10 protein-coding genes and 1 pseudogene are annotated in these 18,485 nt (G+C 73.6%); 5 read left to right on the top strand and 6 right to left on the bottom strand.

Features of this window, described 5'->3' with window-relative positions:
* Positions 1-249: 249 nt before the first annotated feature.
* Complete coding sequence (locus O7602_RS08790) at positions 250-1,035, bottom strand: DUF4184 family protein (RefSeq protein WP_281587752.1); 786 nt, start codon at positions 1,033-1,035, stop codon at positions 250-252.
* A gap of 22 nt (positions 1,036-1,057) precedes the next feature.
* Positions 1,058-1,741, bottom strand: a complete 684-nt coding sequence (locus O7602_RS08785) for an HAD family hydrolase (RefSeq protein WP_281587750.1) — start codon at positions 1,739-1,741, stop codon at positions 1,058-1,060.
* A gap of 240 nt (positions 1,742-1,981) precedes the next feature.
* On the opposite strand from O7602_RS08785, the gene O7602_RS08780 reads away from it, so the two are divergent.
* Positions 1,982-3,313 carry a hypothetical protein gene (locus O7602_RS08780; RefSeq protein WP_281587749.1) on the top strand — a complete coding sequence of 444 codons (1,332 nt, stop codon included), beginning with the start codon at positions 1,982-1,984 and terminating at the stop codon, positions 3,311-3,313.
* 133 nt (positions 3,314-3,446) lie between these two features.
* On the opposite strand, the gene O7602_RS08775 is transcribed toward O7602_RS08780, so the two are convergent.
* Positions 3,447-6,149: a glucosidase gene (locus O7602_RS08775; RefSeq protein ID WP_281587747.1), complete on the bottom strand. Its 2,703-nt coding sequence runs from the start codon at positions 6,147-6,149 to the stop codon at positions 3,447-3,449.
* 42 nt (positions 6,150-6,191) lie between these two features.
* On the opposite strand from O7602_RS08775, the gene O7602_RS08770 reads away from it, so the two are divergent.
* The 4 genes and pseudogenes from O7602_RS08770 to O7602_RS08755 all read left to right on the top strand — a co-directional run bounded on the left by O7602_RS08770 (position 6,192) and on the right by O7602_RS08755 (position 13,365).
* Positions 6,192-8,135 carry an amylo-alpha-1,6-glucosidase gene (locus O7602_RS08770; RefSeq protein WP_281587745.1) on the top strand — a complete coding sequence of 648 codons (1,944 nt, stop codon included), beginning with the start codon at positions 6,192-6,194 and terminating at the stop codon, positions 8,133-8,135.
* A gap of 115 nt (positions 8,136-8,250) precedes the next feature.
* Positions 8,251-9,576, top strand: a complete 1,326-nt coding sequence (locus O7602_RS08765) for a glycosyltransferase family 4 protein (RefSeq protein WP_281587743.1) — start codon at positions 8,251-8,253, stop codon at positions 9,574-9,576.
* Positions 9,577-9,712: 136 nt separating this feature from the next.
* A pseudogene (locus tag O7602_RS08760) lies at positions 9,713-10,420 on the top strand (serine/threonine-protein kinase); the annotation flags it as partial.
* 2,135 nt (positions 10,421-12,555) lie between these two features.
* Positions 12,556-13,365 (top strand): metal-dependent hydrolase, encoded by an 810-nt coding sequence (locus O7602_RS08755; protein ID WP_281587741.1) that lies wholly within the window; start codon positions 12,556-12,558, stop codon positions 13,363-13,365.
* 363 nt (positions 13,366-13,728) lie between these two features.
* Here the strand turns inward: O7602_RS08755 and O7602_RS08750 are convergent, their stop codons facing one another.
* From O7602_RS08750 to O7602_RS08740, 3 genes are all read right to left on the bottom strand, one after another.
* Positions 13,729-14,451 (bottom strand): VOC family protein, encoded by a 723-nt coding sequence (locus O7602_RS08750; protein ID WP_281590217.1) that lies wholly within the window; start codon positions 14,449-14,451, stop codon positions 13,729-13,731.
* Positions 14,452-14,546: 95 nt separating this feature from the next.
* On the bottom strand, positions 14,547-14,879 hold the full coding sequence (locus O7602_RS08745) for a TfoX/Sxy family protein (RefSeq protein WP_281587739.1): 333 nt from the start codon (positions 14,877-14,879) through the stop codon (positions 14,547-14,549).
* Between the two features lie 188 nt (positions 14,880-15,067).
* The gene (locus tag O7602_RS08740; RefSeq protein ID WP_281587737.1) at positions 15,068-18,451 is read right to left on the bottom strand and encodes a tetratricopeptide repeat protein; all 3,384 of its coding nucleotides are present in this window, start codon (positions 18,449-18,451) and stop codon (positions 15,068-15,070) included.
* Positions 18,452-18,485: the final 34 nt, after the last annotated feature.

Genomic DNA, 18,485 nt, shown 5'->3' with positions numbered 1-18,485 from the left:
GCCTGCGCCGTGGGTGCCGCGGCGGGCGGGGCACGCCGCCCACGCCGGGCCGCACGGCGAGCCGGTCTGCCCGCACTCAGCTCCACGGTGCTGTCACCACCGGACTCCGGTGCGCCCCCGACTCACCCCGACGAGGCGCGGACGCCGGCCCAGGTTAAGCAGGTCCGCGCAGGTCGGACAAGCGCCCGCAGGCAACGCGCGACTGTGATTGATGTCTATGCCGAAATGCGGCATGTCGACGTAACGGGGTCAACAGATCGGGCGCTGTTCGTGGTCGGGACGGTGGTCTCTCTCGGCGTCAAGGGGAGGCGCGGACCGCGCCGCGGCGGCGCCGGCGATGAGCGCCAACGCGCCGAGGTGCAGCACGCGTACGCCGGCCGGCGCGGGGACGGTGGCCGACGGCAGCCCCGGCAGCAGCAGCGCCCCGAGGCCGGTGACCGCCAGCGTCACCCGCCAGAACACGGGCGGGTTCGCCGCCGGGGCGGGTGGGCGGGGCCCGGCGAAGACCGCGCCGCGCCGGGCCGCCTCCAACGCCAGGGCGAGCACCAGCAGCCCGCTGCCGAGACTGGCGAACACGTCCGTGAACTGCCACCAGTACAGCCCGGTCTGGGCGTGGAAGTCGGCGATGCCGAGCAGTCGCGGCAGGCGTTCGCTGTGGCTGATCCGGTCCCAACCGACGTGGCTGAACGCGCCGATCAGCGCCGAGCAGACGGTGACCTGCCACGGGTGCCGCACCCCGGCCAGCGCGGCGTACTGCGGCCAGCCGAACAACCGCGACGCGGGCAGGTGCACGGCGATCCCGGCGACCACCCGGCGGACGACCCAGGCGTACGCCAGCGCGACCGGCAGGCACCACCAGAGCAACCCGCCGATCGTGTGCGTGCGCATCCCGAGTTCGAGGCGGGTGCCGTTGAACAGGTAGCCGACGTCCGGCGCCACCGCGCCGGTGGCCAGTGCCACGCCGTCGAACCAGTGCGGTCGCCACCGCTTCAGCGGCAGCACCGGCGCCAGATGCGAGGGAAAGGTGAGCGGCACATTCCGGACGTTACCGGCCGACTCAGAAGTGCCGGAGCAGGTCCGGAAACGCGGCGAGCCGAATCACGCCGCCGTCGGACGGATCCAACTCCTCGTGCTCCAGCACCCAGGTGTTCTCGTTGGGGATGAAGACCGCGTTCATCCCGGCGGCCCGGGCGGGCAGGATGTCCGAACGCGGCGAGTTGCCGATCATCCACGCGTCAGCCGGGTCGAACGCGTGCTCGCGGGCCAGCCAGCGGTAGGTGTCCGCGTCCTTCTCGGGCACGATGTGCGCCGCGTGGAAGTGGTGCAGCAGCCCGCAGGCATCGAGCTTGCGCTGCTGCTCCTCGCGCTCGCCCTTGGTGAGCAACAGCAGGTCGTGGCGGGTGCCGAGGTCGTCGAGCGTCTCCGCGACCCCCGGCATCAGCTCGACCTGGTGCCCGACCAACGCGGCGGCGAGTCGCTCGATGTCGGCGCGTTCGGCCTCCGTGGCGGGACGCTCGCGCAGCTTCTCCAGGCACTCGCCCAGGCTGCGCAGGAAAATCTTGCTGCCGTAGCCGTGCGCCACGGCGTTGGCCCGCTCGACGTCGTCGAGGACGGCCCGGATCTGCGCCCGGTCCAGCGTCGGATGGTCGAGCCAGGTGAGAAAGTCCTCGATCACCCGCTCGAAGAGGACGTTGTTCTCCCAGAGCGTGTCGTCGGCGTCGAAGACCAGCACGGATCGCATCGAACTCCTCCCCGGAACCCCGCCCACCCTACGTGTAAGGCGGGGGCCCCGCTTAACGCTTTTGGTAGAGGAACGGCACCCGCTTACCACGTGGTGTTAAGCGGGGGCCCCGCCTAACCGCCGCACCGCACCGGGCCGCACCGCACCAGACCGCACGGACCGCACGGACCGGCCGGTCGGCGGGCGGAAAGGGGCGGCTACCCGACTGCGGAATTCCTACTCGATCGGCATGCTTTGAGCATGACTCCCGCACCCGCCCCACCATCTGCGAAGCGGGCCCGGCACCGGAGGCACGCGGCCATCGCCGTGGCCGCCGCGCTCGCCACCACCGCCGGCGCGTTTTCCGCGTCCCCGGCCCTCGCCGTCAACGCCACGCACACCACAGTGGTCAGTACGAAACCCGCGGCCTGGACCCCGCACGCCCTCGACGGCACGGTCTACCGGATCCTCCAGATCGGTAACCGGGTCTACGTCGGCGGCTCGTTCACCAAGGTGCGCAACGCGAACAGCACCGCGCAGCTCGCGATGCCCCGACTGGTGGCGTTCGACGCCACCACCGGCCGGATCGACACCACGTTCAAACCCGCGGTCAACGGCACGGTGAAGGCGCTCGCCGCCGCCGCGGACGGCCGCTCGATCTACCTCGGCGGCGCGTTCACCACGGTCAACGGCGTCGCCGCGCCCCGGGTGGCCCGGATCGACGCGGCCACCGGCGCCCGCGTCGCCGGGTTCGCCCCCGCCGCGCTCAACAACCAGGTCAACGACATGCGCCTGGTCGGTACGCGGTTACTCGTGGGCGGGGCGTTCCAGACCGTCGACGGGGTGACCCGCCGCGCCCTGGCCGCCCTGGACGCGACCACCGGCGCCGCCGACCCGTCGGTGAACCTGCGTCTGGAGGGTCCCCGGGTCACCGCCACCGGGGTCACCGCCCCGGTCAAGATCGAGGCGCTGGACGTCTCGGCCGACGGCACGCGGCTGGTCTTCGTGGGCAATTTCAGCTCGGTCGCCGGGCAGGCCCGGCACCAGCTCGCGGTGGCGAACCTGAGCACCACGGGCGCCACGCTGTCCGGCTGGTCGACGACCCGCTACCAGCCGCAGTGCGCCCGGACCATGCCCACCTACATGCGTGGGGTGGACATCTCCGCGGACGGCGCCTGGTTCGTGGTCGTCAGCACCGGCGCGGCGTTCCCGGGGACGCTGTGCGACACGGCGTCCCGCTTCGAGTTCGGTACGGAGACCGCCGGCAAGCAGCCGACCTGGGCGAACTACACCGGCGGCGACACCCTGCTCTCGGTGGCGATCACCGGGGCGGCGGTGTACGTGGGCGGCCACCAGCGCTGGCTGGACAACCCGCAGGGTCGGGACTCGGCCGGCCCGGGCGCGGTGTCCCGACCCGGCATCGGCGCGATCCACCCGACCACCGGCAAGGCGCTGGCCTGGAATCCGACCAAGGACCGCGGGGTCGGCACCGGGGAGCTGTACGCCACCGACCAGGGCCTGTGGGTCGGCAGCGACACCGTGACGGTGGCCGGCGAATATCACGCCCGGCTGGCGTTCCTGCCGCTGTCCTGACCGGCACGGGGCACGGCGGCCACCGCCGTGCCCCCGCACCCGACCGGCAACACGGAACCCGGCAACACGAGATTCGGCAACATGAGACCCGGCGACACCGAACCCGGCGACACGGAATTCGGCGACGCGGGGCTCAGCGGCGGCGGGTGAGGATCAGATCGGCGACCAGGGCCGTCCACCCGGTCTGGTGCCAGGCGCCCAGCCCGGCCCCGTTGTCGCCGTGGAAATACTCCGGGAAGCAGATCAGGTCCCGCCAGTCCGGGTGGGTCTGGAACAGTTGCGCGGCGCCGTAGATGGGTCGCCGCCCCCACCCGTCGCGGGTGAACAGCGAGATCAGCCGGGCGGAGAGGTCGTCGGCGATCTCGTCCAGGGTGCGCTTGACCCCGGAGCGGGTCGGATACTCGACCTGGAGGTCGTCGCCGAAGAACGCGGCGTGGTCGCGCAACGCGCTGATCAGCAGGAAGTTCGTCGGCATCCAGATCGGACCGCGCCAGTTGGAGTTGCCGCCGAACAGGCCGCTCGTCGACTCGGCCGGCTCGTAGCCGACGCTGAACTCCTGCCCGCCGAACGTGACCGTGAACGGCTTGTCCAGGTGGGCGCGGGACAGCGTCCGCAGGCCGTACTCGGAGAGGAACTCGTCGGGGTCGAGCATCCGGGCCAGCAGCCGCACCACCTGCTCCGGGCCGACCATGGACAGCAGCCGCTGCTGGCGGCCGTCGGGGCCGAGCCGCCGGGCGCCGATCACGTCGGCGTACTCGGGGCGGTTGGTGAGGAACCAGCGCAGCCGGGCCCCCAGCTCCGGCAGGCGGCGCAACGTCCGCGCGGTGAGGCGGGTGACCGCCGCCAGCGGCAGCAGCCCGACCACCGAGCGGACCTTCAACGGCACCTTCGTGCCGTCGGCCAGCCGCAGCACGTCGTAGAAGAAGGCGTCGTCGGCGTCCCACAACCCCTGGGAGTACGCCGCCGCGGCGATGTACGCGAAGTGCTCGAAGAACTTCGTCGCGGTGTCCACGTACGCGTGGTCGTGCTCGGCCAGCACGACGGCCATGTCGAGCATGTTCAGCGCGTACATGGCCATCCAGCCGGTGCCGTCGGACTGTTCGAGCGTCCCGGCCACCGGCAGGGCGGCGGAACGGTCGAACGGGCCGACGTTGTCCAGCCCGAGGAAACCGCCCTCGAAGACGTTGTTGCCGCCGGTGTCCTTGCGGTTGACCCACCAGGTGAAGTTGAGCATCAGCTTGTGCATCACCCGGGCGAGGAACTCGTGGTCCCGGCCGCCGTCGATCTCGAAGACCTTCAACGCGGCCCAGGCGTGCACCGGCGGGTTCACGTCCCCGAACGCCCACTCGTACGCCGGGATCTGCCCGTTCGGGTGCAGGTACCACTCGCGGAGCAGGAGCAGCAGTTGCTCCTTGGCGAACCCCGGATCGACCCGGGCGATGGTCACGCAGTGGAAGGCCAGGTCCCAGGCGGCGTACCAGGGATATTCCCACGGGTCCGGCATGGAGAACACGTCGAAGCTGGTCATGTGCCACCAGGCGCTGTTGCGCCCGTGCCGGCGCCCGGCCGGCGGCGGCGCCGAGCCGGGATCGCCCTCCAGCCAGCGTTTGACGTCGAAGTGGTAGAACTGCTTGCCCCACATCAGCCCGGCGATCGCCTGCCGGGCGACCATCGCCTCGTCGGCGGTGGCCGCGGCCGGGATGACGCTGTCGAAGAACCGGTTCGCCTCGGCGCGGCGGGCCCAGAGCACGGTGTCGAACCCGTCCCCGAGGTCGGCGGGCGGGGGCGCGACGGCGGCCGGCGGCGGCGCGGTGCGGGCCAGCCGCAGCCGGATCTGCCGCCGCCCGCCGGCCGGCACGTCGAGCACGTAGTGCAGCGCGCCCTTGGTGCCGACGCGGTCCGGGTTGACGGTGGCGGCGCCGGCCACCACGTGGTCGTTGATCCCGTCCTTCGGGTACGCGGACCGGCCGGGCAGCCCCCACAGCCGCTCCGCGTTGGTCTCGTTGTCGCACAGCAGCGGCGTCGGGTCGCCGTCGCCCTCCAGCAGCAGTTGACCGAGCACCCAGTGGTCACCGACCAGCCGGGAGCCCGCGCCGTGGATCGTCGGGACCCGGTCGGCGCCGGGCAGCCCCCAGGCCCAGGTGTTGCGGAACCACAGGGTGGGCAGCACGTGCAGGGTGGCGTCCCGGTCACCCTGGTTCGCGACGGTGACGAGCACGCACATGTCGGTCGGGGACGCCTTGGCGTAGTCGACGGTCACCGCCCAGTAGCGGTCGTCGTCGAAGATGCCGGTGTCCACCAGCTCGTACTCGGTGTCGTCCCGGCCGCGCAGCGCGTTGACCGCGACGAGTTCGTCGTACGGGAAGGCGGCCTGCGGGTAGTGGTAACGCCAGCGCATCCACGAGTGCGTGGGGGTGCTGTCGAGATACCACCAGTAGTCCTTGGCGTCCTCGCCGTGGTTGCCGCCGTCGCCGCCGAGGCCGAACATGCGTTCCTTGAGGATCGGGTCGCGCCCGTTCCACAGCGCCAGCGCGAAGCAGAACGTCTGCCGGTCGTCGCAGACGCCCGCCATGCCGTCGTCGTTCCACCGGTAGGCTCGGGACCGCGCGTGATCGTGGGGGAAGTAGTCCCACGCCGTGCCGTGTTCGCTGTAGTCCTCCCGTACCGTCCCCCACGCCCGCTCGGACAGATAGGGGCCCCATGCGCGCCAGTCCTGCTCCCCGGCATCGGCCTGGGCGAGCCGGTGCCGCTCGGGGTCGGAGGCCACGGAGGTCGGGCGGTCGGTGATCACCGGAACATCTTCGACGCCGCCGGGGTACTTCTCCACAGCGGCCATTGTCGTCGTGGCATGTCACACCTCGCTGCCGGTGGAGGAAAGTTGATCGACATCCGTTTCGGTCCGCGGTTCTGCGCGGACCTGTCCACCTCCGCCGAGCGGGAATGGCTGGTCACGGACGGGCGCGGCGGTTACGCCACGGGCACCGTGGCCGGGCTGCGCACCCGCCGCTACCACGGGTTGCTCGTGGTGTCGGGCGAAACGCCGGCGTCCCGCAAGGTGGGACTCGTGAGTCTCGACCCGGCGGTGACCCTGCCGTCGGGGACGCGGGTCCGGCTCGGCGCGCACGAGTGGTCCTCCGGTGTGGTCGACCCGCGCGGCTTCGAGCTGTTGGAGCGCTTCGACCTGACCGACGGGGTGCCGCGCTGGCGGTGGCGGATCGGCGACGTGGTGATCGAGCGGGAGATCGCCATGGCGTACGGCCGGTCCTGCGTCGCCGTGGTCCACCGGCTGGTCTCCGGCGGCCCGGTCCGGCTCGACCTGGCCGCGGCCTGCACCTGGCGGGACGCGCACGGCGAGCGGCGGGCCGACGGTCCCGCGCCGCGGCTGGAGCCGGTGGCCGGCGGCGCGGTCGTCGACGGCGCGTTCCGGCTCGCCGGGCCGGGCTGGGCCCCGGAGGGCCAGTGGTGGCTCGGGGTCCGCCACCGCGCGGAGGCCGACCGCGGCCTGAACCCGGACGAGGACCTCTGGTACGCGGGCCGCTTCTCCGGCGCGCTCGACGAGCCGGGCGCGACGGTGACGGTGCTGGCTTGGGCGGATGACCTGGGCGAGGAGCCGCCACCGGCGACCGCGGTGGTCGAGGCGGCCCGGCGGCGCAACCGGGCGGTGGTGGCCGCCGCCAAGCCGGACGACGCGGTCGAGGCGACGCTCGCGCTGGCCGCCGACGCGTTCGTGATCCGCACCGCCACCGGCCCGGACGTGGTGGCCGGCTACCCCTGGTTCGGCGCCTGGTCCCGGGACACCATGATCTCCTACGAGGGGCTGTTCCTCTGCACCAACCGGGCCGACGAGGGCCGGGAGCTGCTGCGGGCGTACGCGGGCACGCTGTCCGAGGGCATGTTGGCGAACACCGCCGACACCGGCCGGGTCGAGCACAACACGGTCGACGCCACGCTGTGGTTCCTGCACGCGGTGTCCCGGCACGTCACGGTCACCGGCGACACCGACCTCGGCGACGAGCTGCTGCCGGCGCTGCACGGCGTGGTGGAGGCGCACGTGACCGGCACCCGGTACGGCATCGGCGTCGACCCGGCCGACGGGCTGCTCACCCAGGGCGGGCCGCCGGACGTGGCGCTGACCTGGATGGACGCCCGGGTGTACGGGGTGCCGGTGACCCCGCGCACCGGCAAGCCGGTCGAGGTGAACGCGTTGTGGATCAACGGGCTGGCCGGGCTCGCCGAGCTGACCGAGCTGGCCGGCCGGGACGCCACCGGCCTGTGGGACCTGCACGGCCGGGCCACGACCGCGTTCCGCGAGCGGTTCCCGGCGCCGGCCGGCGGGCTGCACGACGTGGTGGACGCCCCGGCGCCCGCGTACCCGCTCGGCGGCGCCCCGCACCACGACGACGACCTGCTGCGCCCCAACCAACTGCTCGCCTGGTCGCTGCCGTACGCCCCGCTGGAGCCGGACGAGGGCACGCTGCGCCGGCTCACCGAGGCGTTGTTCACCCCGCTGGGCCCGCGCAGTCTCGCCCCCGGGTCGCCCGGTTTCACCGGCCGGCACCGGGGCGGCCCGGCCGAGCGGGACTCCGCCTACCACCAGGGCACGGTGTGGCCGTGGCTGACCGGGCCGCTGCTCGACGCGTACCGCCGGGCCGGCCTGCCCACCGACGATCTGCTGGTGGGGTTGGTGGGCCACCTCGTCGAGGACGGTCTCGGCTCGGTGAGCGAGACCGCCGACGGGCTCGCCCCGCACGCCGCCACCGGCTGCCCGTTCCAGGCCTGGTCGGTGGCCGAGCTGCTGCGCGCGCGGCGAGTCCGCCGGTAACGCGTTACAGACCGGCAACCGGCGTGTCGCCGCCGGTTATCGACACCTGGGCAGGATGGGTGCCGCCCCCCGGTGGTGACGTCGGGCGGGACGACGACAACTCAAAGGGGGCCGCGTGTCAGCTGACGCCGAAGTGATCGACATCCTGCCCGCCCGGCGCCTGCGGGTGCTGCTGCTCTCCTGGGAGTACCCACCCGTGCTCGTCGGTGGCCTCGGCCGCCACGTGCACGCGCTCTCCGTCGCCCTGGCCGCCGCCGGGCACGAGGTCACCGTCGTCACCCGGCACGCCGAGGGCACCCCCATGGAGGAGTACGCCGACGGCGTCCGCGTGGTGCGGGCGGCCGAGGATCCGGTCCGGTTCCCGCTCGCCACCGACTCGCTGCTGGCCTGGACCATGGCGTTCAACCACACGCTCACCCGCACCGCCCTGCGCGCGGCCGGCGCCGGCGCGTACGACGTGATCCACGCCCACGACTGGCTCGTCGCGCACACCGCGGTGACCCTGGCCGAGCACCTGGACGTGCCGCTGGTGACCACCATCCACGCCACCGAGGCGGGCCGGCACCAGGGTTGGCTGCCCGGGGAGATGAACCGCACCATCCACGGCGTCGAGCACTGGCTGAGCAACGCCTCGGCCCGGGTGATCGCCTGCTCCGGCTACATGCGCGACCAGGTGGTCCGGCTGTTCGACGTGCCGGCCGGGCGCGTCGACGTGGTCGCCAACGGCGTCGACGACCGGGCCTGGCGGGCCCGTCCGCACGCGGTCGCCTCCGCCCGCGCCCGCTTCGCCGGGGACGGGCCGCTGATCGGGTACGCCGGCCGGCTGGTCTACGAGAAGGGCGTGCAGCATCTGGTGCACGCGGTGCCGCACCTGGCCGACCGGCACCCCGGCCTGCGGGTGGTGATCGCCGGGGACGGCCCGTACCGGGATGAGCTGGTGGACCAGGCACACCGGCTGCGGCTGCACGACACCGTCCGGTTCGCCGGCTTCATGGACGCCACCCAGCTCCCCGCGGTGCTCGCCGCCACCGACGCCACCGTGATCCCCAGCCTCTACGAGCCGTTCGGCATGATCGCCCTGGAGGCGGCCGCCGCCGGGGCGCCGCTCGCGGTGGCGCGCACCGGCGGGTTGGCCGAGATCGTCGAGTCCGGCGTGACCGGGGTGACCTTTCCGCACGGCGACCCGGACGCGCTCGCCGGCGCCGTCGACCGGTTGCTCGGCGACGAGGTCTTCGCCCGCCGGGTGGCGCGCAAGGCGCGCGCCATGGTGACCCGGCGGTACGCGTGGTCCGCCATCGCGGCCCGGACCGCCGTCAGCTACGCCGCCGCCCGCCGGGAGCACCACTCGTTCCAGGCCCGGCGGGCCGCCGCCATGCTGGTCGGGGGTCGGCCGGCCGTCACCATCCCGGAGGGAAATCTGCTGGCCGGCGCGGCGAGCTGAGGTCTGCCGCCCCGAGAGGATAGGTACCGTCCGATCCGTTGGCTATTGTGGACCACGACCAGCGGTGAGGAGTGCGGTGCGTAAGGTTGTGATCGCCGGACGGTACCGCCTGATCGAGCTGGTCGGCCGCGGCGGGATGGGCCAGGTCTGGCTCGCCCGGGACGAGGAGCTCGAACGCGAGGTCGCGGTCAAGCAGGTGCTGCCGCCCAACTGGCTCGCCGAGAACGAGCGGGACGAGCTGCGCGCCCGCACGCTGCGCGAGGCGCGGACGGCCGCGCGGCTCAACCACCCGAACGTGGTACGGGTCTACGACGTGGTCCGGGTCCAGGGCGACCCATGGCTGATCATGGAGTACGTTCCGTCCCGCTCGCTCCAGGAGATCATCGAGGCGGACGGTCCGCTGCCGCCCCGGCGGGCCGCCGAGATCGGACGGGCGGTGCACGCCGCGCTGCGTGCCGCCCACCTGGCCGGGGTGCTGCACCGGGACGTGAAACCCGCGAACGTGCTGCTGGCCCGGGACGGGCGGGTGCTGCTCACCGACTTCGGGCTGGCCGTGTTCGAGGGCGGTGACGGTGCGATGACCCGTCCCGGCCTGGTCCTCGGCTCCCCGCAGTACGTCGCGCCGGAACGCGCCGCCGAGGGGGTGTCGAGCGTCGAGGCGGACCTGTGGTCGCTCGGCGCCACGTTGCACGCCGCCGTGGAGGGCCGCTCGCCGTACGCCCGAAGCACCGCGATGGCCACGCTCGCCGCGCTGGCCAGCCAGCCACCGGACCCGGCGCCGCACGCCGGCCCGCTGATGCCGGTGCTGGTCGGGCTGCTGCGCCGTGACCCGCGCAACCGGCTCGGCCACGACGACATCGCCCGTCTGCTCGCCTCCGCCGCCACACCGGCCGCCGACGTACCGGCCGCCGACGCGCCGGACCGGCCGGCGTCCGACACCGCCGGGGCCGGCCGGCCCGGCCGGAACGCGCCACCCAGGCACGCGGCCGGATCCAGTGTCGTGTCGATGAGCGGCGACGACCCGCCGGTCCCGCGGCCCACACCGACCGTCCCGCCGCTGAGCGGCTCCCACATCGCCGTCCCGCCGGTCCCCCGGTCCGCGTCCACCGTCGCACCGCCGAGCGGCCACAGCATCGCCGTCCCACCGGTCCCCCGCCCCGGCCCCGGCGACCCGCCCGCGACCAGGCTCGGACCCGGCGACCCGCCCGGAGGCGGACCCGACGCCCCGCCCAGGTCCGCGACCGGACGCGCCGTGGTGTCGGGCGGCGGCTCCGGTGGGAGGGCCGGGCACCCGATCCCGGGAGACCCGGCCCGGCCCGGCCAGGCCGACCGGCCCGGCTTTGCCGACCGACCCGGCCCCGCCGATCGAGGCGGCTTGACCGACCGACCCGGCCGTGCCGGCCGACCCGGCCGGGCCGGCCGGCACGGTTGGGACGACTGGGACGGTACGCGCGGCTGGGACGGCACCGACCGCACGGACGGCTGGGACGGCGGGGACGACACGGGCGGGGGGAATGGCGGCGACGCCACGGGCGGCACGGCCGGCCCGGGCGCGGCGGACCGGCCGATCGTCGGTTACCCGGACATGATGCCGCCGGCCGCCGCCGCCCGGGCGTGGAGTCGGGCGGCCCGGCGCAGCGAGTGGGCGCGACCGGCCGAGGACGACCCGACCCCGCCGGCCGACCCGGCGGAGGAGCACCACCCCGACGAGCCGGACCAGTCGGAGCACGACCCGGTCCGGGGCGGCCCCGACCGTCCGGTCGGCGTGTTCGGCCCGACGGTCCTGACCAGCTTCGTCGACCCGGGCAGCCCGACCGGTCCCGAGGGTCCGGCGCCCCGGGCCGACGCCGTCAGCCCGGTGCACCTCCCCGGGTCCGGCGGCACCCCCGCCGCGAGCCCGCCGCCGGTCACCGCAAACTCTCCGGTCGACTCCGGTTCGTTGCGCGGCGCGACGGGCAGCGGCGCGCTTCACGACGACCCCGCGCGAGGCGGCGCGGCGCACGGCGTACCCCATCGGAGCGGAACCGCCCACGGCGGCGCGGCGCACGGCCTGCGCCCTCCGCACGGCGACGGCCGCGGGGAGGCCGCCCACGACGGCGCCACCGGCGACCCACCTGCCGACGCCACCGACGACGAGCGGAGGCGGGCGGCGCTGCGGCGCTGGGGCCTCGCCTCGACCGTCGCGTTGCTGGCCCTGGCCGCCGGCGTCGGCACCGCCCTCGCCGTCGACAGCGACCCTCCCAGGACCGGCGACGGACACGGCACGGCCATCGGCCAGCCCTGGGATCGTCCGCCCGGCCCACCCCCCGGCGTGCCACCACCGCCGTTCCCCTGCATCCGGCCGGACGTGGCCGGCACGCCGGTGCAGAAGGGTCCGCCACCTGCCGATCCGGCGGTGACCGTGCCCGCCGACTGGATCTGGCCCGCCGACACGGGCGGGTTCCACATCGCCCTGCCCGCCGGCTGGCTCCAGCTCCGCTCCGGCGACACCACCTGCTTCCAGGACCCGGCCACCCGGCGCATCCTGGGCGTCGAGCCGTATCCGGGCGGGGATCCGGTCGGCCGGCTGAAGTCCGCCGAGCGGGACCTTCGCTACGCCGGCCGGCTGCCCGCATACGACAAGGTGCGGCTCGCCGCCGCCGGCGGCGGTGCCGAGTGGGAGTGTCGCTGGACGGCCCCGAACGGCGAACGGATGCACGCCTTGCGGGTGCTGCCGGGCGAGGAGTCCGGGTGGACGTTGGGCTGGACCACCTCGGACGCCGACTGGGCCGCCGCCGACGGGCAGTTCGCTCTGATCCGGGACAGCATCCGTCCGATCCGGCCCACCCGCACGGCGGGTTGACACCGCCGGCGTCTCATCGCCGACAGACGCACCGCCGCGCCCGCCTGGGCCGACATACTTCCTGATGCCCACCGTCGCGCCGACTGACTACAGTGGCGTAGTTTGTCGATCAAGATCTTTGGGGAGGGCGAGCCGAGATGATGGGACCGTCCCATGCGCTGTCCGGCGCGGCCGTGTGGCTGACCGGCTCCTGGGCGCTGGACCAGTTCGCCGACTACCACCAGACGCCGCTGGCGCTGGCCGTCGGCACCGCGGTCTGCGCGGGCGGGGCACTCTTCCCCGACCTCGACCTCTCCGGCAAGGTCACCCGCAACCAGGGTGGCGCCACCGTGGCCCGGACCTTCGGCGTGGTCAGCCTCTTCGTCGCCGAGGTGGTGGAGAAGATCTCGCTCGGCGTCTACTACGCCACCAAGCTCAGCAAGGACCCGCGCCGCAACAACGGACACCGCACGCTCACCCACACCGTCCCGTTCACCGCGCTGGTCGGGTGGGGCACCACGGCGCTCTGCGCCCACTACGGCAAGTGGGCCGTGGTCAGCATCCTGTTCTTCATGATCGGCCTGGCGCTGCGCGGGCTCTTCGACGAGTGGGCCGAACGGGCCGGCTGGGTGGTCATCACGCTGGTGTCCGCCGCCGCGGCCTGGTTCACGTTCGCCAACCTGCCCGGCGACCGCGGCTATCCGATGATCGGTCTCGCCGTCGCTGTGGGCTGCTTCGTGCACATCCTCGGTGACATGATCACCCGGGCCGGCGTGCCCATCCTCTGGCCGATCCCGATCAAACGGCGGATGTGGACGATGATCGGGCTACCCAACAGCATCGCGCTGCGAACCGGCAGCAAGGCGGAGACGGTCGTCCTGCGCACCGCGATGACCGTGGTGGCCGTGCTCGCCGCGCTGGGCCTGGTCGCGCCCGCGGTGCTGCAACGCTTCGACATCCAGGTGTGAGTCGCGGCCGGGACGCGTCCGGACGCGGTCGGCATGCTTCCCGGAGTCGACCCGGAAGGTGTTCAGCAGGCGCCTACAAACTTGATGGTGTGAATGACTCACACCGCGGGCCGACCTGAACCGTCTACACCGCACGAGCGACGCTCGATCGACCGGCTCTCGATCGACTCCACTTCCCCGAAGTGGCGGCATCCTGGCCCATCCGACCCCACCACTTCGGCGAGGTGGAGTCGATCAAGCACACATTCTCGCATCCCTGGATCAGCTTCCCACCTTCCGGGACATCCTGGATCTTGGTACGGAAGCGCCCCTCCAGGGGCTGTTCCGTACCAAGATTCACATGACACCGACCGGGCGGGGCCGCTACCGGGGAGTCAGAATGCAGAACTCGGTGCCGTCGGGGTCGGCCAGCACCACGTCGTCGGCGGTGTGCCGGCCCGCGCCGACCCGGGTCGCGCCGAGCGAGAGCAGCCGGTCGACCTCCGCCTCCCGGTCCGCGCCGACAGGCGGCGCGAGATCCAGGTGTACGCGGTCCCGGCCGTGCCTCGGCATCAACGGCGGGCCGCTCCAGGTGACCTTCGCCCCGCCGCGCGGGGACTGGATCGCGGTCTCCTCATCCTGGTCCCAGACCAGCGGCCAGCCCAGCGCCGCGCTCCAGAAATGACCGGCCGCCCGCGTGCCGTCGCAGTTCACCGCGCCGACAAGACCGCAGCCGGCGAGGAAATTGTTGTCGGCCTCGCAGACGCAGAACTCGTTGCCCTCCAGATCGGCGAGCACCACGTGCCCCTCGTCGCCCTTCTGACCGACGTCGGCGTGCCGACCGCCCACCTCGATCGCCCGGGACACCGTCGCCCGCTGGCCCTCCGGGGACGCGCTGGTCAGGTCGAAGTGGATGCGGTTCTGCCCGGCCTTCGGCGCGTCGGTCGGAAGGAACCGGATGCGGAAGCCGGGGTCACCGTCGGGCCGGAGCGCGACCCCCTCGTGCGGGTCGTCGACCATCTCCCGGCCGAGCACCGCCGCCCAGAAGCGTGCGAGCCGCAGTGGCTCCGCCGCGTCGACACTTATCGCATGGAGGTTGATCGTCATCGCGCTGCTCATCCCCGATCCGCCGGCCCGGCCCGGTCCGACTGGTGGCCGAGCCTAGGGCGGAGGAGACCGGCCCGCAGCCGATTATCGCGGCGTCACTTCGCCGGTAGACCGGCCGCGTAGCGGACGCCACGGTCGACCCACCGGGCCAGGTCCGCGTCCCGCTCGCAGGCCGCGGGCTCCACCGTGACCCAGCCGCGCATCGCCCGCCCGCGCATCACCGTGCTCTCGGCGCCGGGCTCGGCCAACGCCCGATCGGACTCCGCCGGGTCGACGCGGACCATCAAGCCCCCCGCGCCGCGGACGACCACGGCCATGTTGCCGCGCAGCATCATCGCCAGGCCGCCGAACATGCGCCGCTCGGCGATGCCGGGCTCGCGCCCGACCAGCTCCCGTACCCGGTTCGCCAGGTCCTCGTCATACGCCACGACGGCATCCTGGCACCCCGGTACGACAGCCTCCGTGACAACCCGGTCACCGCGCCGACGCGCGTCACTCGGGGACGGACCGCCGTTGAGCAGGACCCGTTCGGCGCGGAGGCTGAGTGGTCAGCACCGTGATGACGGTCCACCGCGCCGCCGGCGAACCGCACCTCGACGGTCGCGCCGGGACGGCATCAGTGCTCGGGCTCCCCGCCGAGCCGCCCGATGATGTCGGCGCGGATCTGCCGGGCGTCGGACAGATGGTCGGCGAACGCCTGCGGCAACTGCCGCGCCAGGGGCTCATAGAGACCTACCGCCTCCGTGACCGCAGCCAGGGCCCCGGTCATGTCGGCATCCACACTGACACACACCCGCGCGTACGCCGACAGTGATCTCGCGAGGAAGGGCAGGTAGGCGACGGGGTTGGCCTCCGCCAACCGGCGGCGGATGGTCACGGCCTCCTCCGCCGCGGCCAGCGCCTCCTCCCGGCGCCCCACCTGGGACAGCCGCTCGCTGACGTTGGTCAACGACATCGCGAGGTGGGGCAGGTAGGCGGCCGGGTTGGCCCCGGCCAACCGGCGGTGGATGGCAGTGGCCTCCTCCGCCGCGGCCAGGGCCTGCTCCCGCTTGTCCGGCTCCGACCGGAGGACGCCGAGATTGTTCAACGATGTCGCGAGGTCGGGCAGGTGGGCGGCCGGGTTGGCCTCCGCCAGTCGCCGGTACACATCGACGGCCCCCTCCGCCAGTGCCAGTGCCTCCTCCCGGCACCCCACCGTGAACAGGAGAGCGCCGCGGTTGGACAACGAGATCGCGAGGTGGGACAGGTAGACGGCGGGGTTGACCTCCGCCAGGTGGCGACGGATGGTCATGGCCTCCTCCGCCGGGACCAGCGCCTCCTCCCAACGCCCCACCTGGGACAGGAAGACGCCGAGATTGTCCAACGACCCGGCGAGCTGGGGCAGGTGGGCGGCCGGGTTGGCCCCGGCCAACCGGCGCCAGATGCCGGTAGCCTCCTCCGCCGGGACCGGTGCCTCCTCCCGACGCCCCACCTGGGACAGCCGCTCGCTGACGTTCATCAACGACGTCGCGAGGTCGGGCAGGTGGGCGGCCGGGTTGGCCTCCGCCAACCGGCGCCAGATGCCGGCGGCCTTCTCCGCCAGTGCCAGCGCCTCCTCCCGACGCCCCACCTCCGCCAGCAAGACGCCGAGATTGTTCAACGATGTCGCGAGGTCGGGCAGGTGGGCGGCCGGGTTGGCCTCCGCCAACCGGCGGCGGATGGTGACGGCCTCCTCCGCCGGGGCCAGCGCCTCCTCCCGACGTCCCAGCGCCAACAGGCGAGTCCCCAAGCTGGTCAACGACATCGCGAGGTCGGGCCGGTGGGCGGCCGGGTTGGCCTCCGCCAACCGGCGACGAATGGTCACGGCCTCCTCGACCTGAGCCAGCGCCTCCTCCCGCCGCCCCACCCCCGACAGCTCGTTGCCGAGATTGTGCAGCGATGTCGCGAAATCGGGCAGGTGGGCGGTCGGGTCGGCCTCCGCCAGCCGCCGGTAGACGCCGGCGGCTTCCTCCGTTCGGGCCAGCGCCTCCTCCCGACGCCCCACCTCCGCCAGCCGGCTACCGAGGTTGGCCAACGACCCCGCGAGTTCGGGCAGGTAGGCATCCGGGTCGGCCTCCGCCAGCCGGCGGCGAATGGCGACGGCCTCCTCCGCCGGGGCCAGCGCCTCCTCCCGACGCCCCACCCCCGACAGATGGTTGCCGAGGTTGTTCAACGCCCCCGAGAGGTGCGGCAGGTAGGCGGCCGGGTTGACCATCGCCAACCGGCGCCAGATGCCGGCGGCTTCCTCCGTCGGGGCCAGCGCCTCCTCCCGACGCCCCACCCCCGACAGATGGTTGCCGAGGTTGTTCAACGACATCGCGAGGCCAGGCAGGGAGGCCGGGTCGGCCTCCGCCAGCCGCCGGTAGACGCCGGCGGCCTCCTGCGCCGAGGCCAGCGCGGCGACGTGTTGCCCGGCGTTGGCCAGCCGCCAGGCGTGGATGGCGTGCAGCCAGGCACGGTCCGCGTCGCCGGTGGCGTGGGCCAGGCGGTGCCGGGTGAGATGGCCGGTGATCGCGGCGGCGGCGATGTCGAGATCGATGTGCCGGCCCTGGGGCAGCAGGGGTTCGAGGATCTCCAGGATGGCGGGGTCGATGTCGGGGACGGCCGCCAGGCGGGTGAGGGTGGCCCCGCCAGCGGCGACAACCAGCTCGGGACGGCGACGGATCAACGGGTACAGCACGTCGGTGGCGATGTGCGGCCATCGGCGTGCGGTCTCGACGAGAGTGGTGACCGCGGCCGTGCTCCAGGCCGGCAGCTGTGGCCCGTCGGCGGTGAGCAGGTCGGCGACCGCGATGGGCGCCCAGTCCTTCTCCAGGGTCGTGAGCCCGCCGTGGCCCGGGGTGGACAGGGCGATGAGGTCCTCGCCGAGCCGGTCGGGGTGCAGCGGCTCGAACACGAGTCGGGTGTCGGTCGGCGGATAGCAGGTCGTGTGATCGTCGATGATCCGGTCCGCGGCGGCACTGTCGGCGGCAAACCCGGCCTGGCTGAGCGCCCGCCGGGCGGCAGATCGGGGCTGGGCCCCGATCAGGGTCGCGGTGTACACGGCCCGGTGCATCACCGCGGGCGGGGTCGTCAAGGGATCCTCGGGTCCGGTACGCAGCTCGTGCCAGTACGCCTCCTCCCGCAGCAGCAGATAAGCCGAGACGGCGTCCCCTCGTACGGGTGGGACATCGCCGTGCCGAATCGCGTCGACGGTGGCCAGGGCAGCCATGTGCACGGCCAGGACCTGCGCGAAGGCGGGCCCGGTCAGATCCGGTACCGGCCAGCCGGCCCGCTCGATGTTCATGGCCGCGGCGAAGCGCGCCGCCGCGGTGGTGAACAGCGTCAGTCGGTCGTCGTCGCTGTCGGCGGCCAGCGGCGGCAACGCCACCTGACCGGTGTCGATGCCGAGGTCGCTCTCGGCCCGGTTGGCCACCGCCGGCCACCAGTAGCCGTCCGAGCGGGCCAGCATCAGCACCCGCACCCGGGCGCCGGTCCGCGTGTGCAGGTCCCGTAGCTGAATGAGCAGGGCCAACAACGCTGAGGCCGGCCACCGGTCGGCGTAGTCCACGACCGCCAGCACCGCGCCGCCGGGTAACTCGACCCGGGACACCGGCGCGGTCCCGGGCACCGGGGTCGGTGTGTGCACCACCTTCCACGCCGCCCACCCCGCCGCTGCGCACCGGGCGGTGACCTCGGCGGCGAGACGGGTCTTGCCCTGCCCACCCGCGCCGTGGACCAGCAACGCCGCGACCGGCTCGCCACCGCGCACCCACTCGGCCAGCGCGTCCAGGGTCCGCTCGCGACCGGCGAACGGCACCACCTGATGGCGGGCCAGCAACAGGCAGCTCGGATGCGATCGGGCCTTCGGCACACCCACCGGCACCGGGGAACTGTCGGCCGTGCTCACCCGGTAGGGCGGTCGATCCGGGCTGATGACGGTGACGCCGCCGTCGACGTGGGAGATCTGGATGACGTCCCCGAAGACCACACTGCCGGTCACCACCTGACCCGCCGCCGGTTGCGGACACCACCGA

Source organism: Micromonospora sp. WMMD1128 (assembly GCF_027497235.1).
Lineage (GTDB): Bacteria > Actinomycetota > Actinomycetes > Mycobacteriales > Micromonosporaceae > Micromonospora.
The sequence above is the reverse complement of the archived record's forward strand: the minus strand, read 5'-3'. Positions and strand labels throughout refer to the sequence as shown.

Bases quoted from the DNA above. Each gene is read 5' to 3' on its own strand.
- O7602_RS08785 (WP_281587750.1), bottom strand. From the start codon at position 1,741: ATGCGATCCGTGCTGGTCTTCGACGCCGACGACACGCTCTGGGAGAAC.
- O7602_RS08780 (WP_281587749.1), top strand. From the start codon at position 1,982: ATGACTCCCGCACCCGCCCCACCATCTGCGAAGCGGGCCCGGCACCGG.
- O7602_RS08775 (WP_281587747.1), bottom strand. From the start codon at position 6,149: ATGGCCGCTGTGGAGAAGTACCCCGGCGGCGTCGAAGATGTTCCGGTG.
- O7602_RS08755 (WP_281587741.1), top strand. From the start codon at position 12,556: ATGATGGGACCGTCCCATGCGCTGTCCGGCGCGGCCGTGTGGCTGACC.
- O7602_RS08750 (WP_281590217.1), bottom strand. From the start codon at position 14,451: ATGACGATCAACCTCCATGCGATAAGTGTCGACGCGGCGGAGCCACTG.